The sequence below is a fragment of the Altererythrobacter sp. GH1-8 genome (assembly GCF_043702085.1).
In the GTDB taxonomy this organism is placed as follows: domain Bacteria; phylum Pseudomonadota; class Alphaproteobacteria; order Sphingomonadales; family Sphingomonadaceae; genus Erythrobacter.
On the sequence record NZ_CP171690.1, the window covers coordinates 602,651 to 622,996 of the forward strand.

General features: G+C 58.9%; 21 protein-coding genes. 10 read left to right on the forward strand and 11 right to left on the reverse strand.

Annotated elements, in window-relative coordinates; all coding sequences use genetic code 11:
• Positions 1–19: 19 nt before the first annotated feature.
• From ACG9DO_RS02950 to ACG9DO_RS02970, 5 genes are all read left to right on the forward strand, one after another.
• Positions 20–2,638 carry a helicase-related protein gene (locus ACG9DO_RS02950; RefSeq protein ID WP_394730236.1) on the forward strand — a complete coding sequence of 873 codons (2,619 nt, stop codon included), beginning with the start codon at positions 20–22 and terminating at the stop codon, positions 2,636–2,638.
• 24 nt (positions 2,639–2,662) lie between these two features.
• Positions 2,663–2,932: a S4 domain-containing protein gene (locus ACG9DO_RS02955; protein WP_394730237.1), complete on the forward strand. Its 270-nt coding sequence runs from the start codon at positions 2,663–2,665 to the stop codon at positions 2,930–2,932.
• A gap of 65 nt (positions 2,933–2,997) precedes the next feature.
• Positions 2,998–3,336: a ferredoxin FdxA gene (gene fdxA, locus ACG9DO_RS02960; RefSeq protein WP_394730238.1), complete on the forward strand. Its 339-nt coding sequence runs from the start codon at positions 2,998–3,000 to the stop codon at positions 3,334–3,336.
• A 302-nt stretch (positions 3,337–3,638) separates the two neighbouring features.
• Positions 3,639–4,178 (forward strand): CarD family transcriptional regulator, encoded by a 540-nt coding sequence (locus ACG9DO_RS02965; protein WP_394730239.1) that lies wholly within the window; start codon positions 3,639–3,641, stop codon positions 4,176–4,178.
• A 359-nt stretch (positions 4,179–4,537) separates the two neighbouring features.
• Entirely contained in the window at positions 4,538–4,846 is a 309-nt protein-coding gene (locus tag ACG9DO_RS02970) for a hypothetical protein (protein ID WP_394730240.1), read from the forward strand.
• Here the strand turns inward: ACG9DO_RS02970 and ACG9DO_RS02975 are convergent.
• Positions 4,843–5,802, reverse strand: a complete 960-nt coding sequence (locus ACG9DO_RS02975) for an L-threonylcarbamoyladenylate synthase (RefSeq protein WP_394730241.1) — start codon at positions 5,800–5,802, stop codon at positions 4,843–4,845. The genes ACG9DO_RS02970 and ACG9DO_RS02975 overlap by 4 nt on opposite strands.
• 95 nt (positions 5,803–5,897) lie before the next feature.
• Here ACG9DO_RS02975 and ACG9DO_RS02980 point away from each other — a divergent pair, with 95 nt between their 5' ends.
• Both ACG9DO_RS02980 and ACG9DO_RS02985 read left to right on the forward strand, forming a co-directional pair.
• Positions 5,898–7,637, forward strand: a complete 1,740-nt coding sequence (locus ACG9DO_RS02980; protein WP_394730242.1) for an acyl-CoA dehydrogenase — start codon at positions 5,898–5,900, stop codon at positions 7,635–7,637.
• Between the two features lie 4 nt (positions 7,638–7,641).
• Complete coding sequence (locus tag ACG9DO_RS02985; protein ID WP_394730243.1) at positions 7,642–8,499, forward strand: DUF815 domain-containing protein; 858 nt, start codon at positions 7,642–7,644, stop codon at positions 8,497–8,499.
• 90 nt (positions 8,500–8,589) lie between these two features.
• Here the strand turns inward: ACG9DO_RS02985 and ACG9DO_RS02990 are convergent, their stop codons facing one another.
• Positions 8,590–10,050, reverse strand: a complete 1,461-nt coding sequence (locus ACG9DO_RS02990) for a PQQ-dependent sugar dehydrogenase (RefSeq protein WP_394730244.1) — start codon at positions 10,048–10,050, stop codon at positions 8,590–8,592.
• 102 nt (positions 10,051–10,152) lie between these two features.
• Here ACG9DO_RS02990 and ACG9DO_RS02995 point away from each other — a divergent pair, with 102 nt between their 5' ends.
• On the forward strand, positions 10,153–10,653 hold the full coding sequence (locus ACG9DO_RS02995; RefSeq protein ID WP_394730245.1) for a GAF domain-containing protein: 501 nt from the start codon (positions 10,153–10,155) through the stop codon (positions 10,651–10,653).
• Between the two features lie 59 nt (positions 10,654–10,712).
• Here the strand turns inward: ACG9DO_RS02995 and ACG9DO_RS03000 are convergent, their stop codons facing one another.
• From ACG9DO_RS03000 to ACG9DO_RS03025, 6 genes are all read right to left on the reverse strand, one after another.
• Positions 10,713–11,702, reverse strand: coding sequence for a ParB/RepB/Spo0J family partition protein (locus ACG9DO_RS03000; RefSeq protein WP_394730246.1), 990 nt, complete (start codon positions 11,700–11,702; stop codon positions 10,713–10,715).
• A complete protein-coding gene (locus ACG9DO_RS03005) occupies positions 11,699–12,475 on the reverse strand; it encodes a ParA family protein (protein ID WP_394730247.1) in 777 nt (258 codons plus the stop codon). Before ACG9DO_RS03005 ends, ACG9DO_RS03000 begins: the two co-directional genes overlap by 4 nt.
• 35 nt (positions 12,476–12,510) lie before the next feature.
• Complete coding sequence (gene rsmG, locus ACG9DO_RS03010; protein WP_394731180.1) at positions 12,511–13,068, reverse strand: 16S rRNA (guanine(527)-N(7))-methyltransferase RsmG; 558 nt, start codon at positions 13,066–13,068, stop codon at positions 12,511–12,513.
• A 78-nt stretch (positions 13,069–13,146) separates the two neighbouring features.
• Positions 13,147–15,012 carry a tRNA uridine-5-carboxymethylaminomethyl(34) synthesis enzyme MnmG gene (gene mnmG / locus ACG9DO_RS03015; protein ID WP_394730248.1) on the reverse strand — a complete coding sequence of 622 codons (1,866 nt, stop codon included), beginning with the start codon at positions 15,010–15,012 and terminating at the stop codon, positions 13,147–13,149.
• Positions 15,013–15,096: 84 nt separating this feature from the next.
• Positions 15,097–16,374, reverse strand: a complete 1,278-nt coding sequence (mnmE, locus tag ACG9DO_RS03020; protein WP_394730249.1) for a tRNA uridine-5-carboxymethylaminomethyl(34) synthesis GTPase MnmE — start codon at positions 16,372–16,374, stop codon at positions 15,097–15,099.
• 35 nt (positions 16,375–16,409) lie between these two features.
• On the reverse strand, positions 16,410–16,679 hold the full coding sequence (locus ACG9DO_RS03025; protein ID WP_394730250.1) for a DUF6489 family protein: 270 nt from the start codon (positions 16,677–16,679) through the stop codon (positions 16,410–16,412).
• 133 nt (positions 16,680–16,812) lie between these two features.
• Here ACG9DO_RS03025 and ACG9DO_RS03030 point away from each other — a divergent pair, with 133 nt between their 5' ends.
• Positions 16,813–17,523 carry a dienelactone hydrolase family protein gene (locus ACG9DO_RS03030; RefSeq protein WP_394730251.1) on the forward strand — a complete coding sequence of 237 codons (711 nt, stop codon included), beginning with the start codon at positions 16,813–16,815 and terminating at the stop codon, positions 17,521–17,523.
• 6 nt (positions 17,524–17,529) lie between these two features.
• Positions 17,530–17,934 (forward strand): nuclear transport factor 2 family protein, encoded by a 405-nt coding sequence (locus tag ACG9DO_RS03035; protein WP_394730252.1) that lies wholly within the window; start codon positions 17,530–17,532, stop codon positions 17,932–17,934.
• Here the strand turns inward: ACG9DO_RS03035 and ACG9DO_RS03040 are convergent.
• The 3 genes from ACG9DO_RS03040 to ACG9DO_RS03050 all read right to left on the reverse strand — a co-directional run bounded on the left by ACG9DO_RS03040 (position 17,931) and on the right by ACG9DO_RS03050 (position 20,345).
• Positions 17,931–18,338, reverse strand: a complete 408-nt coding sequence (locus ACG9DO_RS03040; RefSeq protein WP_394730253.1) for a BLUF domain-containing protein — start codon at positions 18,336–18,338, stop codon at positions 17,931–17,933. The genes ACG9DO_RS03035 and ACG9DO_RS03040 overlap by 4 nt on opposite strands.
• A gap of 94 nt (positions 18,339–18,432) precedes the next feature.
• The gene (rho, locus tag ACG9DO_RS03045; RefSeq protein ID WP_394730254.1) at positions 18,433–19,698 is read right to left on the reverse strand and encodes a transcription termination factor Rho; all 1,266 of its coding nucleotides are present in this window, start codon (positions 19,696–19,698) and stop codon (positions 18,433–18,435) included.
• Between the two features lie 191 nt (positions 19,699–19,889).
• A complete protein-coding gene (locus ACG9DO_RS03050) occupies positions 19,890–20,345 on the reverse strand; it encodes a CopD family protein (RefSeq protein ID WP_394730255.1) in 456 nt (151 codons plus the stop codon).
• Between the last annotated feature and the right edge of the window lies 1 nt (position 20,346).

Genomic DNA, 20,346 nt, shown 5'->3' on the forward strand with positions numbered 1-20,346 from the left:
CGATGGCACAGGTAACGGCGTGAGAGACGGCGCGATCAAAGCGGTCCTCGGGCCCACCAATACTGGCAAGACCCACCTTGCGATCGAACGGATGTGCGGACATTCGAGCGGCGCGATCGGCTTTCCGCTGCGGCTTCTGGCGCGCGAAGTTTACGACCGCGTTCGCGCGATAAAGGGCGAGAAGCAGGTTGCACTGATTACCGGCGAGGAGCGGATCGAGCCGCCCGATGCGCGCTATTTCCTGTGTACTGCCGAGGCGATGCCCGTGTCGGGTAACTACGCATTTGTTGCGCTGGACGAGGCACAGCTGGCTGCCGATCCCGAGCGCGGGCATATCTTCACCGACCGGATGCTGCACGCACGGGGGCGGGAAGAAACCATGCTGCTCGGTTCAGCCACTCTGGAGCCAATCGTCAAGCACCTGTTTCCCAAGGCCGAAATGATCGATCGGCCACGGTTTTCGACGCTGAGATACACCGGCATTGCCAAGCTTTCACGGCTGCCACCGCGCAGCGCAGTGGTCGCCTTCTCGACCGAGCAGGTCTACGCCATGGCAGAGATGCAGCGGCGCTTTCGCGGCGGTGCAGCGGTGGTCATGGGCGCACTTTCACCGGAAACGCGTAACAAGCAAGTTGAATTGTTCCAAAATGGTGAAGTAGACTATATTGTCGCGACCGATGCCATCGGTATGGGGCTCAATCTCGACCTGCACCATGTTGCCTTTGCCGCGCTCTCGAAATTCGACGGCAAACGCAAGCGGCGCTTGAACCCATCTGAGATGGCTCAGATTGCCGGGCGTGCGGGACGCCACCAGCGCGATGGAACGTTCGGGACGCTAACGGGATTGCATGGCGGCGCCGGCACACCGAACGAACTGACCGAGGAAGAGATCTATGCGATCGAGGAACACCGCTTTCAGCCCTTGAGCCATATCTACTGGCGGGAAGCGGAACCGCGCTTTGACAGCCTTTCGGTCCTCATCGGTGATCTCGAAAGTCCCCCGCCTGAAGAAATGCTGCGCGCCGCACCGCAGGCAATCGACCTTGCGGTGTTGAAGAGCCTAGCAGAAACCCCAATTGCCGAAGGCGTCAAGGGTACAGGCGCAGTAAGGCGTTTCTGGGAGGTTTGCCAGCTGCCCGACTTTCGCAGCGTCGGGGCAGATAACCATGCGCGCTTCGTGGCGCGCTTGTGGCAGGATCTAGGCCAGGGGTACCTTGGCGCGGACTATGTCTCAGCGCGGATCGCCGAGCTTGACCGCACTCAGGGCGATATCGACACGCTGCAAGGGCGCATCGCCGCGATCCGCAGCTGGGCCTATATCTGCCAGCGTCCCGACTGGGTGCTCGCCCGCGACGAGATGGCCGCGCGCGCAAGAGGGGTAGAAGCACGGCTGTCAGATGCGCTACACGCGAGGCTTACGGAGCGATTTGTCAATCGAAGGACCAGCATCTTGATGAAGTCTCTGGGCCAGGATGGCGCTCAATTACCGGTTGAATTGAGCGCCAGCGGCCAGATCACCGTCGAGGGGGAAAGCATCGGCAGGCTCGATGGGTTTCGCTTCTCGGTGGATCCCAATGTAAACGCAAGCGACCGCAAGATGCTTCTGGCTGCCGGTGAAAAGGCCTTGCCGGGGCTGTTGACCCGGCGCGCCGACTGGCTTCTGGCGGAAGGATTGGGTGAGTTGTCGCTCTCAGGGGGAGCCATTTGCTGGCAGGAGCGCGAACTCGCGCGCATCGTCATGGCTGATGATTTCGGCTCGGCCCGGCTCGAATTCACGCGCGATGTGACAATGCTGTCAGATGCCGCGCGCCAAAGGTTGGAGAGCGGACTTCAGACCTGGCTCGCCCCGCAGCTTGAAGCGCTCGCGCCATTGGGCAAACTGGCAGAAGCTGCACGCGATCCCGCAGCGGGGTCAGAAGCACGGGCGCTGCTCTACACGCTTATAGCGCGCCATGGTCTCGTTGCGCGCGAGAACGCCGGGCTTGAGCATCTGCCGAAGGAATTGCGCCCTTTTCTTCGCAAGCTCGGCGTGACTTTCGGCGCATTGGACGTGTTTGCACCAGCCTTGCTCAAGGCGGCGGCGCGGCAAATGCTGCATGCGCTCGGGCTCGACAAGCGGCCATGCAATGAGGCGATGTTGCCGGTTCTGTCCGAGGCGCAGGTCAAGCTCGGCCCGCTCCCCGCTGGGTATCGGCTCGCCGGGTCGCAGGCGATCCGGGTGGATTTGGCGGAGAAGATTCTTCGGGCGGCGTTTCAGGCCCGCGTGAAGGTGGGCGAGGAACGCAATGAACGTTTTGTGATTGACGAAGCCTTGGGCATTTCGATCGGTCTTGAAGCGGCCAATTTGCGGCGATTGCTGGGCAGCGCAGGGTTCCGTTTGCATGCTGCCCCGGCAATAGTGGAAGGCGTGTTCGGCCCTCCCATTCCGGATCAATGGAGCTGGCGCCCTCGTCGAGCCAAGCCCAACCAGAGCCCGCATCGGCGATCGGGTGAGCGGCGCGGAAACAAGCCGGGCGGTCAGCATCGCGGAAAGCGCGGCAAGGGTGCGCGCCAGCAGTCAGATGCGAAGCGTCATGATCACGGCCCCGCACGCGCGGGCGGTGCATTTGATGGCCTTGCGGATTTGCTCAAGCCCTAATGCGCCTGGCATGAGCAGGCCGAAATGACAGGCAGCCTTCGGCTCGACAAGTTCCTGGTCTATTGCCGCTTTGCTCGCACACGCTCGCGCGCTCAGGCGATGATCGATCAGGGCCTGATGCGGGTCAACGGGACACGGGCGTTGCGCGGTCATGCGCCGGTAGCGGCCGGCGACACGCTCACCCTCGTGCATGGCGGCGAAGTCATGATCGTGGCGATTGAGAGCCTGCCGGAACGCCGCGAACCGCCAGCAAAAGCAAAAACACGTTATCGCATGCTTGACCGCGCGGGATAAAGCCGGATAGCAGCGTAGCAAATGCGCAGCAGGGGCTGCGCGGTAGCCATCAGGGGAACCGCTCCATGACCTACGTCGTCACCGACGCCTGTATCAAATGCAAGTACACCGATTGCGTTGAAGTGTGTCCGGTCGATTGTTTCTACGAAGGCGAGACGATGCTGGTCATCAATCCCAGCGAATGCATCGATTGCGGTGTATGCGAGCCTGAATGTCCGGCCGAAGCGATTCTGCCTGACACCGAAGACGGTCTGGAGAAGTGGCTGGAGATTAACGCCAAGTATTCAGCCGAATGGCCCAACATCACGAGCCAGAAAGATCCGCCCGAGGATGCCGACGAACACAAGGGCGAAGAAGGCAAGTTCGAGAAATACTTTACGCCTGAACCAGGCGACGGCGACTGAGCTTTTCCCTAGCAAGCTACACAGAAAAGGCTCTGCAGTTGCGGCCTACTGTGGGCCGTTCTGCCGCTTGACGTCGCATTCTGCGCGGTACATTGCAATGTGCCACTCAAGACTCGCAATTTTGTTGCGATTGTGTTATATAATCCAACAAGCGCGCCGGTTTGGTCCCGGTGAAACGCGAGACATGAAAGGCTAAGGACCAGCAGCAAACAGCTTTAGAAGTGTGAGCGAGCCTGATTTTTCAGGCCCGGGACATGGATTTTACTGTGTTTGCTGCAAGGTGGGTCGAAAGGAAAACGCAAATGGCCAGCAAGGCTCCTGCATTTACTGTTGGCGACTACGTCGTCTATCCCAAGCACGGCGTGGGCCGTGTGATCGAGCTTCAGAACGAGGAAATCGCTGGCATGCAGCTCGAGCTGTATGTGCTGCGCTTCGAGAAGGAACGCATGACGCTGCGCGTGCCCACCAACAAGGTGGAATCGATCGGCATGCGCAAGCTTTCGAGCGACAAGACTCTGAAAGAGGCGATGGACACGCTCAAGGGCAAGCCCAAGGTCAAGCGCACAATGTGGAGCCGCCGTGCACAGGAATATGAAGCGAAAATCAATTCCGGCGAGATCGTCCTCATCGCGGAAGTGACACGCGACCTGTTCCGACCGGAAGATCAGCCTGAACAAAGCTATTCCGAGCGGCAGATTTTTGAGGCTGCCTCCAGCCGCCTCGCGCGCGAGCTTGCGGCTATGGAAGAGACCGACGAAGCTACGGCACTCGAGAAGATCCTGGACGTATTGCGCAAGCACGCGCCGCAATATTACGACAGCCCGGAAGAGGACGATTCTTAAAAATCATTTCAATTTCAAGTACTTAAGGGCCGAACTCATTTGAGATTGCGGCCCTTTTCAATTGAGCGGCCAGATCTCTGGCGGCGAAGTGGGATTTGAAAGGTCGCGCAAGGTGTATTGCATTTATAATACGCCAATGCGGAAATCGGTGAGCCGGATGGCTTCACAGGCTAGGCGACTGTTCGGGCTGCGATGCCTCGACCCTCGGAAAACGCCATCAGAGGCAGCGGATTAGTCGAAACTGCTGGCCTTGCGAGCCGGGGTCAAGCGTTCATCTCCAGCATCGGGCATTTCGTGAAACCGCGCTGGACATCTTGATGCCTTTGCGAGAGCGTGGTGTCATGAGATTTATTCTTTCTATGGCTGTGTTGCCTGCCGCTCTCGTTCTCAGCGGCTGCATTGCCCGCGCAGCTGCCGACATCGTTTCTGCTCCCGTCAAGGTCGCCAGCAAAACCGCTGACTTGGCAACGACGAGTCAGTCTGAAGCAGATGAGAAACGCGGACGCGAAATCAGGAAGCGGGAAGAACAACTGGGCAAGCTTGGGCGCCGTTATGATGCACAACGCGCGGAATGTGGCCGCGGCGACGCAGACGCGTGCACAGCCGCACGCGAAACGCGTGCTGAGATGGACGTGCTTAGCCCAGCAGTTCCCGTGGATCCCAACTAGGCGGCAGCGCGCCGTAACCGGTCATTGATCGCCCTCCCAATGCCTTCTTCCGGAACGGGTGCGACCGCAATGCGCGGACGGTCGCTTGCGGCGGCTTGATGCAAGCAATCATACAGGCGGGTGGCGGCGTCGTTGAGATCGCCTGAAGCGGAAAGCGTGCAGTCTCCGCCGACCTCGCCGAAGCCAATCACGAATTCATCATCTCCGGCTAAGGTCGCGTTGAGACGCAGCGGCTTTCCAGGGGCATAGTGACTTTCCAGCTGCCCGGGGGCTTCGATCGCCGAACTGCCACTGGCTAACAGCCGCAAGCCTGTATCCGCACTGTATTGCTGGTGGAGCGCACCAAGATCGAGCGGTCCCGGACGCAATTCCTCCCAGGTGCCGTCATGACGCACAGCCAAAATTGTTGATTCCAAACCACTTTTACATGGACCGCCATCAAGAACCAGATCGACTCTGCCGTCCAGCGACTGAAGGACATGCGGTGCGGTGGTCGGGCTGATGAAACCGCTGCGATTGGCAGAGGGGGCTGCGAGCGGGAAGTCAACCGCCTGAAGCAAGGTGCGCATGACTGGGTGCGCTGGCGCACGCAGGGCAACGGTTGGCAAACCGGCAGTCACGGCAGGCGCGAGCGCAGCATCGGGCTTGCGCGGCAGGACCAGCGTGAGTGGCCCCGGCCATTCATTGCTCGCCAGGGCCTGCGCTGCCCCCGAAAGCTCCGCATAGCGCAGCGCCTGCTCTGCATCGCGCACATGGACGATCAACGGGTTAAAGTCCGGTCGGCCCTTGGCTGCGTAAATCTTCGCGACCGCCTCTGGTGAATCAGCCCTTGCTGCAAGGCCATAAACCGTCTCGGTTGGAACCGCGACCAGTCCGCCTCGTTCGAGAATCGCGGCCGCTCGCGCAATTCCCTGCGCATCTGCGAGCAGCACTGCCGTAGCGTTCTTGCCGGACATAGTCGCGCGCTATAGAGGATGCAGCAGATTGCCAAGAGGCCAGAATTGCAAAAGGCCGGAAACGCCAGAGAGAACAGGATAAGGAACGGGATTCAGTGCTCGATTACACGCCGCCTACACAGGACCAGTTGCTCGCCATTCGCGTCAATGCAGGTATCGAGGAGCTCGCCGCTTCGGAGAAATTCGAAGCGGCCGAAGCCGACCTTGTCGAAGCGATAGTTGCGGGTGTGGGCCAGTTTGCCGCAGGCGAATTCGCCCCCCTCAACCGCATTGGCGACCTGGAAGGAGCTCAGCTCGAAAACGGGGTTGTTCGTCTGCCGGAAGGCTTCAAGAAAGCCTACGAGGCCTATGTCGAGCAGGGCTGGAACGCGATCGCCTCTCCTGAGGATTTTGGCGGGCAGGGCCTGCCTTTTGCCCTTGCCTGCAATGTGCTGGAAAATCTGGGTTCGGCGAATATGGCGTTCACGCTGCTCCCGATGCTGAGTGTTGGCGCGATTGAAGCGCTGGAGCACCACGGCTCAGATGCGCAGAAAGCGAAGTACTTGCCAAATCTCGTAAGTGGTCAATGGTCGGGAACGATGAACCTGACAGAGCCGCAAGCTGGCTCTGACGTCGGGGCTTTGCGGGCCACCGCGACGCCGATCAATGAAGGCGAGCACGCTGGCAAGTATCTGATCAAGGGCCAGAAGATCTACATCACCTGGGGTGAACATGATCTGGCAGAGAACATCATCCACCTCGTGCTGGCGCGGCTGCCCGATGCGCCAGAAGGCTCGCGCGGGATCTCGCTTTTCATCGTCCCCAAATACCATGTGAAGGATGATGGCGCGCTCGGGCCGAAGAACGATCTGCGCTGCGTCAGCCTTGAGCACAAGCTCGGCATCAACGCGTCACCGACTTGTGTCATGTCCTATGGCGATAATGAACAATGCGTGGGCGAGCTAGTCGGCGCGGAGAATCGCGGACTTGCCGCGATGTTCACGATGATGAACAATGCCCGCATCAATGTAGGCAACCAGGGCGTGCAGATTGCTGAGCGCGCGACTCAACAGGCGGTTGCTTACGCCACTGATCGCGTGCAGTCCGTGCGGGCGGGTTCGCCCGACAAGAACCCCGTTGCGATCATCGAGCACCCTGATGTTCGCCGCATGCTTTTGCGGATGAAGGCGCTGACTGAAGGTTCGCGCGCGCTGCTGTATTACTGCGCGGGTCAGGTCGATCGCGGAACCCTGGGTGACCAGAATGCCAAGGCGCGCGGTGAAGTGCTGGTTCCCCTGATCAAGGCATGGGGCACCGATATCGGCATCGAAGTCGCCTCGCTCGGTATCCAGATCCATGGCGGGATGGGATTCGTCGAGGAAACCGGCGCCGCGCAGCACTGGCGCGATTCGCGCATTGCTCCGATCTATGAGGGCACGAACGGGATTCAGGCGGCCGATCTGGTGACGCGCAAGCTGGGCCTAGAAAATGGTGAAGTCGTGCTGTCGCTTCTCGCGGAAATTGCGCGGGATTGCTCGGAAGAGCCGGGTCTGGTTGCGCTGGCGCAGGATTGTTCGGCGATTGCCGAGTGGATGCGCGATGAGGCCAGTCTCGATGACAGGCTGGCAGGCAGCGTTCCTTTCTGCACCATGATGGCAGTTGCGGTGGCGAGCTGGCAGCTTGCGAGACAAGCCAGGGCGGTTGCGAATGGCGATGCCCCCGCGCTTGCGGAAACCAAGCCGGTGACGGCGCGCTTCTTCCTTGATCGCATTGTTCCAGAGGCGAGAGGCTTGAAGGCCGGTGCGACCGGAGGCGCCGATTTGCTATATCAGCTCCCGGCTTCAGCCTTTGCCTGAAACGATGGAAAGTAGCGCAGATCTCTCTGAGCAGATCAGGCGGATCGCCGATGCGCTGGAGCGAATAGCGCCAGCCGCGCCCGTCCCCGTCGATTGGCGCAACGCTCCTGCCTATGTCTGGTCAGGTCAAAGTGCGCATGCGCTCGATGCAATAGAAGCCCCGAAACTCGATCAGTTGCGCGGTATTGATCGCCAAAAGGACTTGCTGCTCGACAATCTGCGCAGACTGGCCTGGGGACATGCCGCACATGATGTGCTCTTGTGGGGTGCGCGGGGTATGGGCAAGTCCGCGCTTCTGCGTGCGGGTGTTATCCGGGTGCAAAGTGAAGCACCGATGGCCATGGCGCTCGTGCAAGTGACTGCTAATGCATTGGATTCGCTTCCGGAGCTGTTCCGCCAGTTAGGTGAAGTTAGACGTCAGTTCGTCATATTTATCGATGATCTGGGGTTTGCCGAGGACGACACGGTAGGCCCGCGTCAGCTGCGCAGCTGGCTTGAGGGCGGAGTCGAAGCGCGCCCCGCCAATGCGCGGCTTGTAGTCACATCAAACAGGCGCGCAATCCTGGCGCGGCAGGCCAAGGAACAGCAAGGGGGCGATGACGAAGGTGCCCTCAATCGGCGCGATGCAGTGGATGACAAGCTCGCTCTGGCGGATCGCTTCGGGCTGACGCTTGGTTTTCACCCTTGCGACAAAAATACATTCGTCGAGATCATTGCTTCCTATGCTGAGCCGCTAGGTCTCGCGTACGACGAAGCTGACGCGCTGGAGTTCGCCATGCGGCGCGGTCAGCGATCAGGGCGTTCCGCCTGGCATTACGTAATCGAACTCGCAGGGAAGGCGGGAAAACAGGTTAGCCGCTAATCCTCGCGGTTCGGGGCTATTTCGAACAACTCAAACCGGAAGTCGTCTCGCGCAACTCTTCGTAATCAATCCACGCCTTGCGCGCGCCGCCTATTGCGCGGGCGTCTGCCGCGCATAGTCTTCTTCATTGAAAATCGCCCTAGGATCGCCGCGCAGTTCCCGCTGAGCCCGCAAGGACTCGCGCCGGAAGCGCTCTATGGCAGGGCCGGGCTTGGCAGTGGGATCAAAGACGCGCCAAATGATGCCGGCCGTATCGTCACTGACCAGCAGCGCGCCATCGCCGGCCCATTCGACCCAGGTGGGGCGACCTTTCGTCGTCCCATCATTGTTGAGGAAGCCCGAGAGAATCTCGATCGGTTTGCCCTGTGGGTTACCGCGATCATCAAACGCAACATAGACTACGTTGTACCCCGATGGTGGCTTGCGGTTCCACGACCCGTGGTTTGCGACGAAAGCCCCGCTTGAAAAGGCATCTCCCATCCGGTGTCCTTCGACCGTGAAGACAAGGCCAAGCGCCGCCACATGGGGGCCCATCGCGTATTCAGGACGGCGCGCATATTCCATGAGATAGGCGGGCATGGGCGCTTCAACCCGCTCGTCGATATTGTCGCGCCAGTAGACCCAGGGCCAGCCATATTGTGCCCCGACTGGCACATTGGTGAGGTAGTCAGGCACCAAGTCGGACCCAAGCATGTCGCGCTCATTCACGGTCGTCCAGAGCTCGCCCGACCAGGGATTGAAGTCGAGACCATTGGGATTTCGCAGGCCAACTCCGAATTGGCGCTGTCGTCCGGTTGAAATCGTGTATTCCCAGATCATCGCGCGGCCTTCTTCCACGTCCATGCCCTGCTCGCCGATGTTCGAAACCGACCCCACAGCGACGAACAGGCGATCACCTTCAGGGTGCAATTCGATGTTGCGCATCCAGTGTCCTCCGCCGGGCGGCAGGTCCATAAGCTTGGTCGATTTTGACGTAATGACGTCAGAACCAAGCTTATAAGGAAATGAAATCAATGCGTTATGGTTGGCAACATAAAGCGTATCGTCCGCCCAGGCCAGGCCGGAAGGGGAGTCGAGATTTTCGAGCAGCACGATCTGTGTCTCAGCCACGCCATCGCCGTCACCATCGCGCAGCAGCAGCACCTGATTGGCGGAATCGCCTTTCGCACCAGCCCGCGTCATGAGCCAGTCGGCAATCCAGGCGACCAGTCCACCGTCTTCTTCAGACTTGGGCGACCGCGTCAGGGCAACGAGAATATCACCATTGGGCAGCGCGTGCATCACGCGCGGATGATCGAGACCTTGGGCAAATCGCTGCACCTCCAATCCTGCTGCAGCGTTCGGGCTTTCACCCTCTGCCCAGCCTACGGGTTTGGCGATCTGAACGGTCGGGATTGATTCGGCATTGGGTTCCTGCAGCGTAGGATCAGTGCCAGTGACCTCCTCGAGCGACAGGTCGGCGGTATCGCCGCGGGTCACGAAAAAGAGGGCAAGGCCCACGATCAATATCAGGGCGAGAATTACGAGCAGGATCTTGCGGGTACGTGTCATGCAAAGAATGATAAGCGAGCGCTGCTCGGGCGGCAATGCTCAATCCGCTGTTGATCGCGCTGGCTCTTGGCGGATCGTCTTTTCGTCCCTAAGTCGAGATCCATGTACGACTTTGCACTCAATCCTGATTTGCCGGCGGAAGAGCGCTATCGCGAGCTTACTCAGATGGCACTGGCTTTGACGGAGGGTGAAGAAGACCCAATCGCCAATATGGCAAACGTCGCAGCCCTGATTTCGGAATGCGTCCCGAAGCTCAACTGGGCAGGCTTCTACCGCGCGACGAACGGCAAGTCCGGCCCTGAGCTTGTTTTGGGACCGTTTATCGGACGACCGGCCTGTATCCGGATTGAGTGGGGAGCGGGGGTTTGTGGCACAGCGGCGGCCTCTGGCGCAACGCAGCGCGTCGAAGACGTGCACGCCTTTCCTGGCCATATTGCCTGTGATGCCGCGAGTCGCAGCGAGTTGGTGGTGCCGATTTTCAAGGATGGCGCGGTGATTGGGGTGCTTGATCTCGATTCGCCTGAACCAGGGCGGTTTGCTCCGCAAGATGCGGCGGGCTTCGAAGCCTTGGTTGACGCGATTTCAGACCGTATAGCTGGTTAGAAGCGAATCCGCAGTTCAGCGACAAAAAAGTTGTCTGGCGCAACTTCGAAGTGCTTGCGCTAAATATCTCCGCCCGTAAGCCTCTGACAAATCAGGTCTAACTGATCGAGCGTGCGATATTTGATCGTTACTGCACCGCTCTTGGGATCTCCGTCGGTGTTGATCCGGACCGTCATCCCGAGAAAATCCTCAAGATGGTTCTGAACCGCAGCAATGTCGGCGTCTTTCTCGCTGCTACCCCTATGGGCAGGCTTGGCAGACTTGGTCTCGATCGGCCCTCTGGCCAGCCGCTCAACTTCTCGCACGGACAACCCGTCTGAAACCGTTCGCCGGGCCAGCCCAACCGCGTCTTCATGGCCGATCAACGCGCGCGCATGGCCCATCGAGAGTTTGCCGCCCTCAACCAGCTCGAGCACGGCTTCAGGCAAGCTGAGAAGACGCATGAGGTTCGCAACATGGCTGCGCGATTTCTCGACCATCTTTGCGATCTCGGCCTGCGTCATATCCTGCTTTTCAGCCAGATTCTGATAGGCTCGCGCCTCTTCGATTGGCCCAAGGTCTTCCCGCTGAAGGTTTTCGATCAGGGCGAGCGCCATTGTATCTGCATCGTCCAAATCGCGCACAAGTGCAGGAATTTCATGCAAGCGCGCCTTTTGCGCCGCTCGCCAACGACGTTCGCCGGCAATGAGCTGGAATTTTCCGTTACCGCGAGGCCTGACAATGATGGGCTGGATGACGCCGCGGGCAGCGATCGAGCCGGCAAGTTCCTCGAGCGCCTCCTCGTTAAAATGCTGACGGGGTTGACCGGGCAGTGGCTCAATCGATGAAACAGCCAGATGAGCCAGTCCATTCGCGATGTAATTGCCTGAATTATCGCCGATTTGTCCGCGTTGAACCTCATTTGTAAGCGTCAGCGGCTCTTCCTTGAGCGCATCACCCAAAAGCGCGCCAAGCCCCTTGCCCAGTTTTCGCTTGCGGTCGGCCGCACTGCGGTTCGGCACGGTCAAAGGTGGAAATTCGCCACGCTTATCATCTGCATCACTGCTCACGCCGCCTTCCTTTCTTCAGGCAGTCGGCCAATCAGTTCGCGTGCCAGGGCCATATAGGCCCTGCTGCCGGCGCAAGAATGGTCATAAATCAACGCTGGTAAGCCGTGGCTGGGCGCCTCAGACAGTCGCACATTGCGCGGAATAACGGTTTCGAACACCAGATCGCCGAGGCATTCACGGACATCCTCGGCCACCTGATCGGTCAGTCGGTTGCGACGGTCGAACATGGTGAGCCCCACTCCCACAATCCCCAGCCTGGGGTTGAACCTTTGCTGCACCCGCTCGACTGTCTGCAAAAGTTGACTGAGGCCCTCCAGCGCGAAAAATTCGCATTGAAGCGGAACCAGCAGGGTATCGGCAGCACACAGCGCGTTGAGCGTCAGCAATCCGAGGGACGGAGGGCAGTCGATAAAACACACATCGTGGCCACGATGATGCGCGAGAGCCTTTTGCAGACGTTCAGTGCGTTCATCGACGGAGACCAGTTCAATCTCTGCCCCACTCAGATCCACTGTGGCTGGCACAATGTCGAGCCCAGGAATGGTAGAGGAAACAATCGCCTCTGAAAGCGGAACACAGTCGACCAGCAGATCATAGCTCGACACACCTCTTGCTGCGCTTGGCACCCCCATACCCGTCGATGCATTGCCCTGCGGGTCGAGGTCGATCAGCAAGGTACGCCATCCCGTAGCCGCCATCGCCGTCGCAATATTCATTGCCGTGGTGGTCTTGCCCACTCCGCCTTTTTGATTGGCTATTGCAATGGTGATCATGATTCTGCCCTCGCCATATGGCCGGTCAGGCAGCTTTATCCACCTGTTCCGATGATAATACCAGCTTCTGCGTCAGTCACGGAATGTTTCACGTGAAACATCGCACGGCGCTTTTTTGGAAGCTCGGAGCATTCTTGCGCGGCAGAGCGCCCTTTGGGCAAGAGATAAGTGGTGGCTCTTGTGGAAAATGGGGCGGATAAGTTGAGGAGTTTAGGGAGAGGTGCAAAGGCGCGGGCGGAGATCACTCGTGCCTCAAACGGTTCCACCACCTCCAGACGGACACCTTTGACCTCACAATTCTCCAACTCAAGCCTTGCGCATACCCGCTTGAGAAACTCGACCCGGCGACTGCGAGATTCGACGAGAACGACAGGCATTTCAGGGCGTAAGGCCGAAATGACAACGCCGGGGAAGCCCGCGCCGGTGCCTAGATCGAGCCACGGCCCTACTGTTTCACGTGGAACATGAGCCAAAAGCTGGGCGCTGTCGGCCATATGCCGCAACCACAAGGAGTCCTCGCTTGTGCGCGAGATGAGATTTTGTTTCTGGTTTTCCTCTAGGAGGAGCCGCGCGAACAGTTCGAGGCGGTCAATGGCCCCTTCATCGCCAAGCGCTGAACAATATTCGCGCGCCTCAGCCTCGTTGGTAAGGAGCGATTCTTCAGACAAATCCTACGCCGCCTGTTCGGTCAGTTTCTGCCGGCGTTTCGCATGGACAAGCAAGGCCGAAAGAGCGGCAGGCGTAATCCCCGCGATACGCCCAGCTGCGGCCAAGCTTGCCGGTTGCGCCGCTGACAGGCGTTCAACCATCTCATTCGAGAGACCCGGCACTTCGCTGAAGGGAAAGTCCGAACCGAGCGACAGCGCCTCACTGGCACGCAGGTCACGCAATTCAGCGTCCTGGCGTGCCAAATAGGGTGCATAAGCCGCATCTTCAGCCATCTCCCCCGCCAGTGCGTCGAACGGGTCGAATGTATCACTCAGCCATGGCGAAAGATCTGCCAAGGCAACCCCATCGTGACGCAGCCATTCAGAGACGAGCTTCTCCCCGGTATCGCGACGCACCGGCAGACCCGCGTCAGCGAGGTCCTTCGCGCTAATGGCCTTGTCAAACTCGCACTGGATCGATTCACGTGACACCTCCCGCTGTGTGAACCACTCGGCCCGCTGCGCCCCAATGCAGCCTGCGGACAATCCGAGAGGTGTAAGGCGTGTAGAGGCATTGTTCGCGCGCAGCCGGAGACGATACTCCGCGCGCGAAGTCAGCATGCGATAAGGCTCAGACACGCCTTGCAGCGTCAGATCATCCACCATTACTGCGATATAGGAATTGGCGCGATCGAGCGCCGGGGCGGGTTTCCCTAGCAACGAGCTCGCAGCGTGAAGTCCGGCGATCAGACCTTGCGCAGCAGCTTCCTCATATCCAGTTGTACCGTTGATCTGCCCTGCGCAATACAAGCCGGGGATCGCGCGTAGCTGCAAGTCACTGGTAAGAGCACGCGGATCGATGTGGTCATACTCGACAGCGTAACCGGGAACCTCCATCTCGACGCGCTCAAGGCCCGGCATGGCTCGCAGCATGGCAAGCTGCACATCGGTTGGGAGTGAGGTGCTTATCCCGTTCGGATAGACCAGATGGGTGTTCAAACCTTCCGGCTCCAGAAAAACCTGGTGTCCATCACGATCGCCAAAGCGGTGGATCTTGTCCTCAATCGAAGGACAATAGCGAGGACCGGCCGCTCCAATTGCTCCCGTAAAGAGCGGGGAGCGATGAAGATTGGCGCGAATGGCATCGTGCGCGGCTTCCGTGGTCCGGGTGATGGCGCAAAAGACCTGTGGGTTCGGCCGGTACCCGGTTAGCGGCGACATCGTCCACGCTTCACCATCAGAGGCTTGCTCCGGCAAGACAGCCCAATCGATTGTCCGACCATCCAGTCGTGGCGGTGTGCCTGTCTTAAGCCTCGCCATGGGGAGATCTGCCCCGCGAAGCTGCTCTGCCAGGCGCCGTGCCGCATTCTCACCGATGCGCCCCCCGTCAAAACGCTCCTCACCGCGGAAGAGAGTGCCACCCAGAAATGTCCCGGTGCACAGGATCACCGCGGGGGCTTCAAGTGCAGTCCCGTCGGCCAACTCGAGCCCGTTCACACGATCCCCAGAAAGGCAGAGCGCAGCAGCCTCACCCTCAATCAGAGTGAGGTTGTCTTGTGCATTTACGATACGCTGCACGGCAGCCCTGAAGAGAACCCGGTCTGCCTGAACACGCGGCCCCCAAACCGCACTCCCTTTCGATCGGTTGAGCATCCGGTAATGAATCGCGCCGGCATCAGCCGCACGCCCTATGACACCGTCCAATGCATCAACCTCGCGGACAAGGTGCCCCTTGCCCAGTCCGCCGATTGCAGGATTGCAGCTCATCGCCCCAATCGCGCCGAGGTCAAAGCTCACCAGTCCAGTGCGCGCACCCATGCGAGCGGCCGCGCAGGCCGCTTCGACACCGGCATGACCGCCGCCGACCACAAGGACATCGAATGCATGCATAATGCGCGCTCAGATAGTCGCCACCGGGCTAAGCGTCAAAGGGCAATTGCAACCGGCCAACGGGGCTGTGTTCCACGTGAAACATCACTTTCCGATACAGAACCGGCCAAACAGAGTATCGAGCATGTCTTCCGTCGTGGAGCGGCCGATCAAGCGGTCAAACGCAACACGCGCGCCGCGCAAACCTTCTCCAACCAAGAGCAGGTCCGAACGCTCGCGTAGGTCGCACAAGGCGAAATGCGCGTCAGCCACCAGTGCATGCTGCCGCGCATTGAGCGCCGCCTCACCAGGCTTAGGCAGTGCGCCCCGAGCAGTCGCCACGAGATCAGACCTGAGGGCATCAATGCCCTCACCCGTCACAACGGAAACACAGTGGCGCGGATTGACCTTCGGCCTGAAGTCTGGGGCATCACACCGCGACGCTATCTCCCAAGCTCCAATCGGCCCCTCACCCTCTTCACCAAGCCAAAGCACGAGATCCGCGCGCTCCGCGGCTTGCCTTGCGCGCTGCACTCCAATCACTTCGATCGGATCCTCTCCATCATCGCGCAATCCAGCAGTATCGACAAAGGTAAACGGGACCCCAGAGAGACCCACAGCACGCTCAATCACATCGCGAGTGGTCCCTGCGATCGGGGAAGTAATAGCCGCTTCGTTCTCCAGTAACGAGTTGAATAGGCTTGACTTCCCACTATTTGGGGGACCTGCGAGAATTACTCTGAAGCCCTCCCCCAACCGCTCTGCTCGAGGCCGTGCCAGCCACGCTTCAAGTTCGCCAACCAATACTCCGACCCGGATGGCAAAATCCTCGGGCATGTCGCTGGAGTCCTCTTCGTCGGAAAAGTCGAGCACACCCTCAACTTCTGCAGAGAGGTCGAGCACCGTGTTCCTCCAGCCCTCAACCAGACGAGAAAAAGACCCTCCAGCCATGGCAAGCGCTGCGCTGCGCTGCATTTCGGTTTCCGCGCTGAGCAAATCGGCAAGGCCCTCTGCTTCCGACAAGTCAATCCGGCCGTTGGCAAAGGCCCGCCGGGTAAACTCCCCCGGCTCAGCCGCTCGCAACCCGTCAATCTTCGCCAATGCCGCCTCTATCGCAGCAATGACTGCCCTGCCCCCGTGGCAATGCAGTTCGGCAAGATCTTCGCCCGTTGCCGTCTTCGGACCAGGAAACCACAGGACCAAAGCTTCGTCGAGCACTTCAGCCTCTGAGTTTCGCAGCCGAGCCAGGCTTGGGCGGCGCGGCTCGACCGACCGCCCCACTAGCGCCTGTAGGGCTGCGCTTGCGCGGGGACCACTCACGCGAATAACGCCAATTGCAGCAGGGGGCGCCCCACTTGAAAGCGCAAAAATCGTGTCATTCATCGCGGTTAGCCCGATTAGGCGGTGGTTGACTGACGTCAGTCCTTCGCCTTGCCCTTGCCAGCCGCCGCAACTGCAGCGCCAGCCTTCATCGAACCCTCGACAAAATTCTGGAACAATTTCATGCCCATCTGGCCCATCGGTGCGAGTTGCTGCGCATATTCCTGCAACTGGTCAGGACTGGTAACACCCTTCATGGCCCTCGTCATCGCATCGACATAGACATCGTTTGCCTTGGACACATCGGGCAGCCCCATGAAAGCCCTCGCCTCTTCCGGGGTGCAATCAATTTCAATGTGGACCTTCATGGCGTTTCCTCCGTTGACCCCTAGACAGGCAAACTATGAATTGCAGGCTTCTCATGTTTGCCGCAGTTTGGCAAAGCCTGTCAGCAGTGAATAAGCGCAATTTGCGAGCAACTCAAAGGAACCTCCTCCTCCGATGTCAAATACCTCGTCCGACACTGTTTCGATCTCCACACTCGATGGAGCCGCTTCGTTCAACGCTTATGTTGCCCGTCCAATGACCACGCCCAAAGCGGCGATCATCGTGATCCAGGAGATTTTTGGCGTTAACCCGGGCATCCGCAAGAAATGCGATGATTGGGCAGCCCTCGGCTACCTCGCGGTCGCACCCGACCTGTTCTTCCGGATGACGCCCGGCCTCGAACTCGATCCCGACATCGAAGAGCAGTTCAATCAAGCGCTTGATTATTTTGGCAAATATAACCCGGACGACGGTGTCAAGGATATTGAGGCCACGATACACTGGGTTCGCCGCGAAGCCGGTGTCCCCAAGGTTGGCTGCGTGGGATACTGCCTCGGCGGGAAGCTTGCCTACATGACAGCTGCTCGCACCGACATAGACGCCTCGGTTGGTTATTACGGCGTGATGATCGACCAGATGCTGGGCGAAAAGCACGCAATCGCGCATCCACTGATGCTCCATATTCCGACTGAGGATCACTTTGTCGGACCTGAAGCGCAAGCCGCAATTCACGCGGGCCTGGATGATCATGAAAAGGTGACACTGTACGATTATGCAGGGCTCGATCACGGTTTCGCCGCAGAAATGGGCAACCGACGCGATGAAGCTGGTGCGCAACTGGCCGATGGGCGCACGCGCGAGTTCTTTGCCGAGCATTTGGGTTGATTGGAAATGTCAGGAGCAGCCAAGGGCCTTCAAAACTGGCACCGAGTGATCGATGGGGGCAGCAAGCCCGCCGAACTCACTGAAATCATCGCTGACGATGCCGTGTTCCACTCCCCCGTGGTCCACACCCCGCAAGTCGGTCGAGCCATCACAGTGGCCTATCTGGCTGCTGCCGGCCAAACGCTTGGCAATGACAGCTTTCGCTACGTCCGAGAGATCATAGACGGGAACAATCTGGTGTTGGAATTCACCACAGAGATGGAAGGAATTCACGTCAACGGGATTGATATGATCACCTTCGATGATGATGGAATCATAAAGGATTTCAAGGTGATGGTTCGTCCACTCAAAGCGGTCAACAAGGTCTGGGAGATGATGGGCCGAGAACTGCAAAACGCCAAGGCGAGTTAGTCGCGGGCCTCATATGCCTTGTTGAGGAACGCCGTGAAGCAGGCAAGCACGGCCTTTGCATCGGCTTGCGAACCAATCAGTTCGAAGATCCTGCGGCGCGCCTCTTCCTCGTCGTCAATATCGAAACGCTGCATTGACCAGCGCGGAAACAGGCGCGCGCCACTCTTGCGACGCGACAGCACAGTCAGCGAATGATGGCGCCGATCACGTTCAATCCTGGCCATCAACGCATCGAGCTCACCGCCCGGACCTTCGAGAGCCTGGAAAAAACGGCCTTTGGCCACTGCAAGCATTCCAGTCACCTCTAGATCGCGGTTCTTTACCGCCGCCTTTGAGACGATTTCGAAGATGTCACCGCCCGAAAGATCGGGTGAAGCGATACTCGAATAGATCAGCTGTTCCATGATGCCCCTCGAACAAATTCGGTGGAGGCATTGCACAGAGGCATAAGGTTTTCGAAAAGGGTTACCTGCGCATTCATACGCAGGCCGCCCAAGACTACTGGTTCATCGTCGCGAAGAAATCTTCGTTGGTCTTGGAATCCTTCATTTTGTCGAGCAGGAATTCCATCGCGTCGACCGTGCCCATCTGCATCAGGATACGGCGCAAGACCCACATCTTTGAAAGCTTGTCCTTGTCGACCAGCAGCTCTTCCTTGCGGGTGCCGGACTTGCCGACATCGAGCGCCGGGAAGATGCGCTTGTCCGCAACCTTGCGATCGAGCACGATTTCCGAGTTACCGGTACCCTTGAACTCTTCAAAAATGACTTCGTCCATCCGGCTACCGGTATCGATCAACGCGGTTGCAATGATGGAAAGCGAACCACCTTCCTCGATGTTACGCGCTGCACCAAAGAAGCGCTTGGGGCGCTGCAACGCGTTGGCATCGACACCCCCGGTCAAAACCTTGCCGGAGCTTGGCACGACCGTATTGTAGGCGCGGCCGAGACGTGTGATCGAGTCGAGCAGGATCACGACATCCTTCTTGTGTTCGACCAGACGCTTCGCTTTTTCAATCACCATTTCAGCGACTTGAACGTGACGTGTCGCAGGTTCGTCAAAAGTCGACGAGATCACCTCGCCCTTCACGCTGCGTTGCATGTCAGTGACTTCTTCCGGTCGTTCATCGACGAGCAGCACCAGCAGGAATACCTCTGGATGATTGTCGGTGATCGCCTTGGCGATGTTCTGCAACAGGACGGTCTTACCCGTACGCGGCGGCGCCACGATCAGCGCACGCTGACCTTTACCTTGGGGCGAAATGATATCGATGACCCGCGCGGACTTATCCTTCACAGTCGGATCGAGAGTATCGAGATTGAGCTTCTCATCTGGATAGAGCGGCGTCAGATTGTCAAAATTCGTACGCAAGCGAACCTCGGCAGGATCCTCGAAGTTCACGCTCGTAAGACCGGTCAAGGCAAAGTAGCGCTCACCTTCCCTGGGGGCCCGGATCTGACCCTCAACCGTGTCGCCAGTACGCAAGCCCCATTTGCGGATCTGATTCGGCGAAACATAGATATCGTCCGGTCCGGCAAGGTAGTTAGCTTCAGGCGAGCGGAGAAAGCCAAAGCCATCCTGCAGCACTTCGATCGTGCCGATGCCCATGATCTTCTCATCATAGTCTTCGTCTTCGGCAAGCTCGCGCAGAATACAGAACATCAGGTCCTGGCGCCGCATTGTCGAAGCGCCTTCAACGCCGAGCTCTTCCGCCATGCTGACGAGTTCGGCCGGGGTCTTTGCTTTCAAATCCTTGAGATGCATGAGTTTTATTCCGTAATTGGGTAATTGGCCGACAGGTCAGTGCCTCAGTGTTGAGGACCAGGGCTTGGAGAAAGCAGACCTTGCAAAAGAGCTTCGATCACTCTGCGCAATGCCGGATTGGATGCGGAAGAAATACGGATCGCGCAGAAGCGCGTCAACTCAGATTCGGCGCAAAACCAAACAGCGTCTGACTAAAACGGCTTAACCACCACCAGAATGACAATCAGCACCAGCAGCAGACCGGGCACTTCGCCAAACATCCTCAGCTGCTTTTCACTCAGCGGACGCTGACCCGACGCATTCTTCTTCACCTGTGCAACCAGAAATCCGTGAAAACCTGTCAGGAGCACAACCAGCAGGAGCTTCGCATGAAGCCAACCGAGCCCCGCACCGCCGCTGAACAGACCAAGCTCGCTCGCCATCAGGAGGCCAGCGACCCATACGACGATCATGCTGGGCGTGAGGATAATCTTTCGCAGAAGACCCATGCGCTTGATCCATTGCGCCTCTTCCTCGGAACCTGCCGCCGCCGAATGCACGTAAATCAACTGGCGCGGGAGCATGAAGAGGCCCGCCATCCAGAACACCATGAAGATGATGTGCGCCGCTTTCAGCCAGAGATATGTCACCGCGATTACGTCCTGCATC

Bases quoted from the DNA above. Each gene is read 5' to 3' on its own strand.
- ACG9DO_RS02955 (WP_394730237.1), top strand. From the start codon at position 2,663: ATGACAGGCAGCCTTCGGCTCGACAAGTTCCTGGTCTATTGCCGCTTT.
- fdxA (WP_394730238.1), top strand. From the start codon at position 2,998: ATGACCTACGTCGTCACCGACGCCTGTATCAAATGCAAGTACACCGAT.
- ACG9DO_RS02965 (WP_394730239.1), top strand. From the start codon at position 3,639: ATGGCCAGCAAGGCTCCTGCATTTACTGTTGGCGACTACGTCGTCTAT.
- ACG9DO_RS02970 (WP_394730240.1), top strand. From the start codon at position 4,538: ATGGCTGTGTTGCCTGCCGCTCTCGTTCTCAGCGGCTGCATTGCCCGC.
- ACG9DO_RS02975 (WP_394730241.1), bottom strand. From the start codon at position 5,802: ATGTCCGGCAAGAACGCTACGGCAGTGCTGCTCGCAGATGCGCAGGGA.
- ACG9DO_RS02985 (WP_394730243.1), top strand. From the start codon at position 7,642: ATGGAAAGTAGCGCAGATCTCTCTGAGCAGATCAGGCGGATCGCCGAT.
- ACG9DO_RS02990 (WP_394730244.1), bottom strand. From the start codon at position 10,050: ATGACACGTACCCGCAAGATCCTGCTCGTAATTCTCGCCCTGATATTG.
- ACG9DO_RS02995 (WP_394730245.1), top strand. From the start codon at position 10,153: ATGTACGACTTTGCACTCAATCCTGATTTGCCGGCGGAAGAGCGCTAT.
- ACG9DO_RS03005 (WP_394730247.1), bottom strand. From the start codon at position 12,475: ATGATCACCATTGCAATAGCCAATCAAAAAGGCGGAGTGGGCAAGACC.
- mnmG (WP_394730248.1), bottom strand. From the start codon at position 15,012: ATGCATGCATTCGATGTCCTTGTGGTCGGCGGCGGTCATGCCGGTGTC.
- mnmE (WP_394730249.1), bottom strand. From the start codon at position 16,374: ATGAATGACACGATTTTTGCGCTTTCAAGTGGGGCGCCCCCTGCTGCA.
- ACG9DO_RS03025 (WP_394730250.1), bottom strand. From the start codon at position 16,679: ATGAAGGTCCACATTGAAATTGATTGCACCCCGGAAGAGGCGAGGGCT.
- ACG9DO_RS03030 (WP_394730251.1), top strand. From the start codon at position 16,813: ATGTCAAATACCTCGTCCGACACTGTTTCGATCTCCACACTCGATGGA.
- ACG9DO_RS03035 (WP_394730252.1), top strand. From the start codon at position 17,530: ATGTCAGGAGCAGCCAAGGGCCTTCAAAACTGGCACCGAGTGATCGAT.
- ACG9DO_RS03040 (WP_394730253.1), bottom strand. From the start codon at position 18,338: ATGGAACAGCTGATCTATTCGAGTATCGCTTCACCCGATCTTTCGGGC.
- rho (WP_394730254.1), bottom strand. From the start codon at position 19,698: ATGCATCTCAAGGATTTGAAAGCAAAGACCCCGGCCGAACTCGTCAGC.
- ACG9DO_RS03050 (WP_394730255.1), bottom strand. From the start codon at position 20,345: ATGCAGGACGTAATCGCGGTGACATATCTCTGGCTGAAAGCGGCGCAC.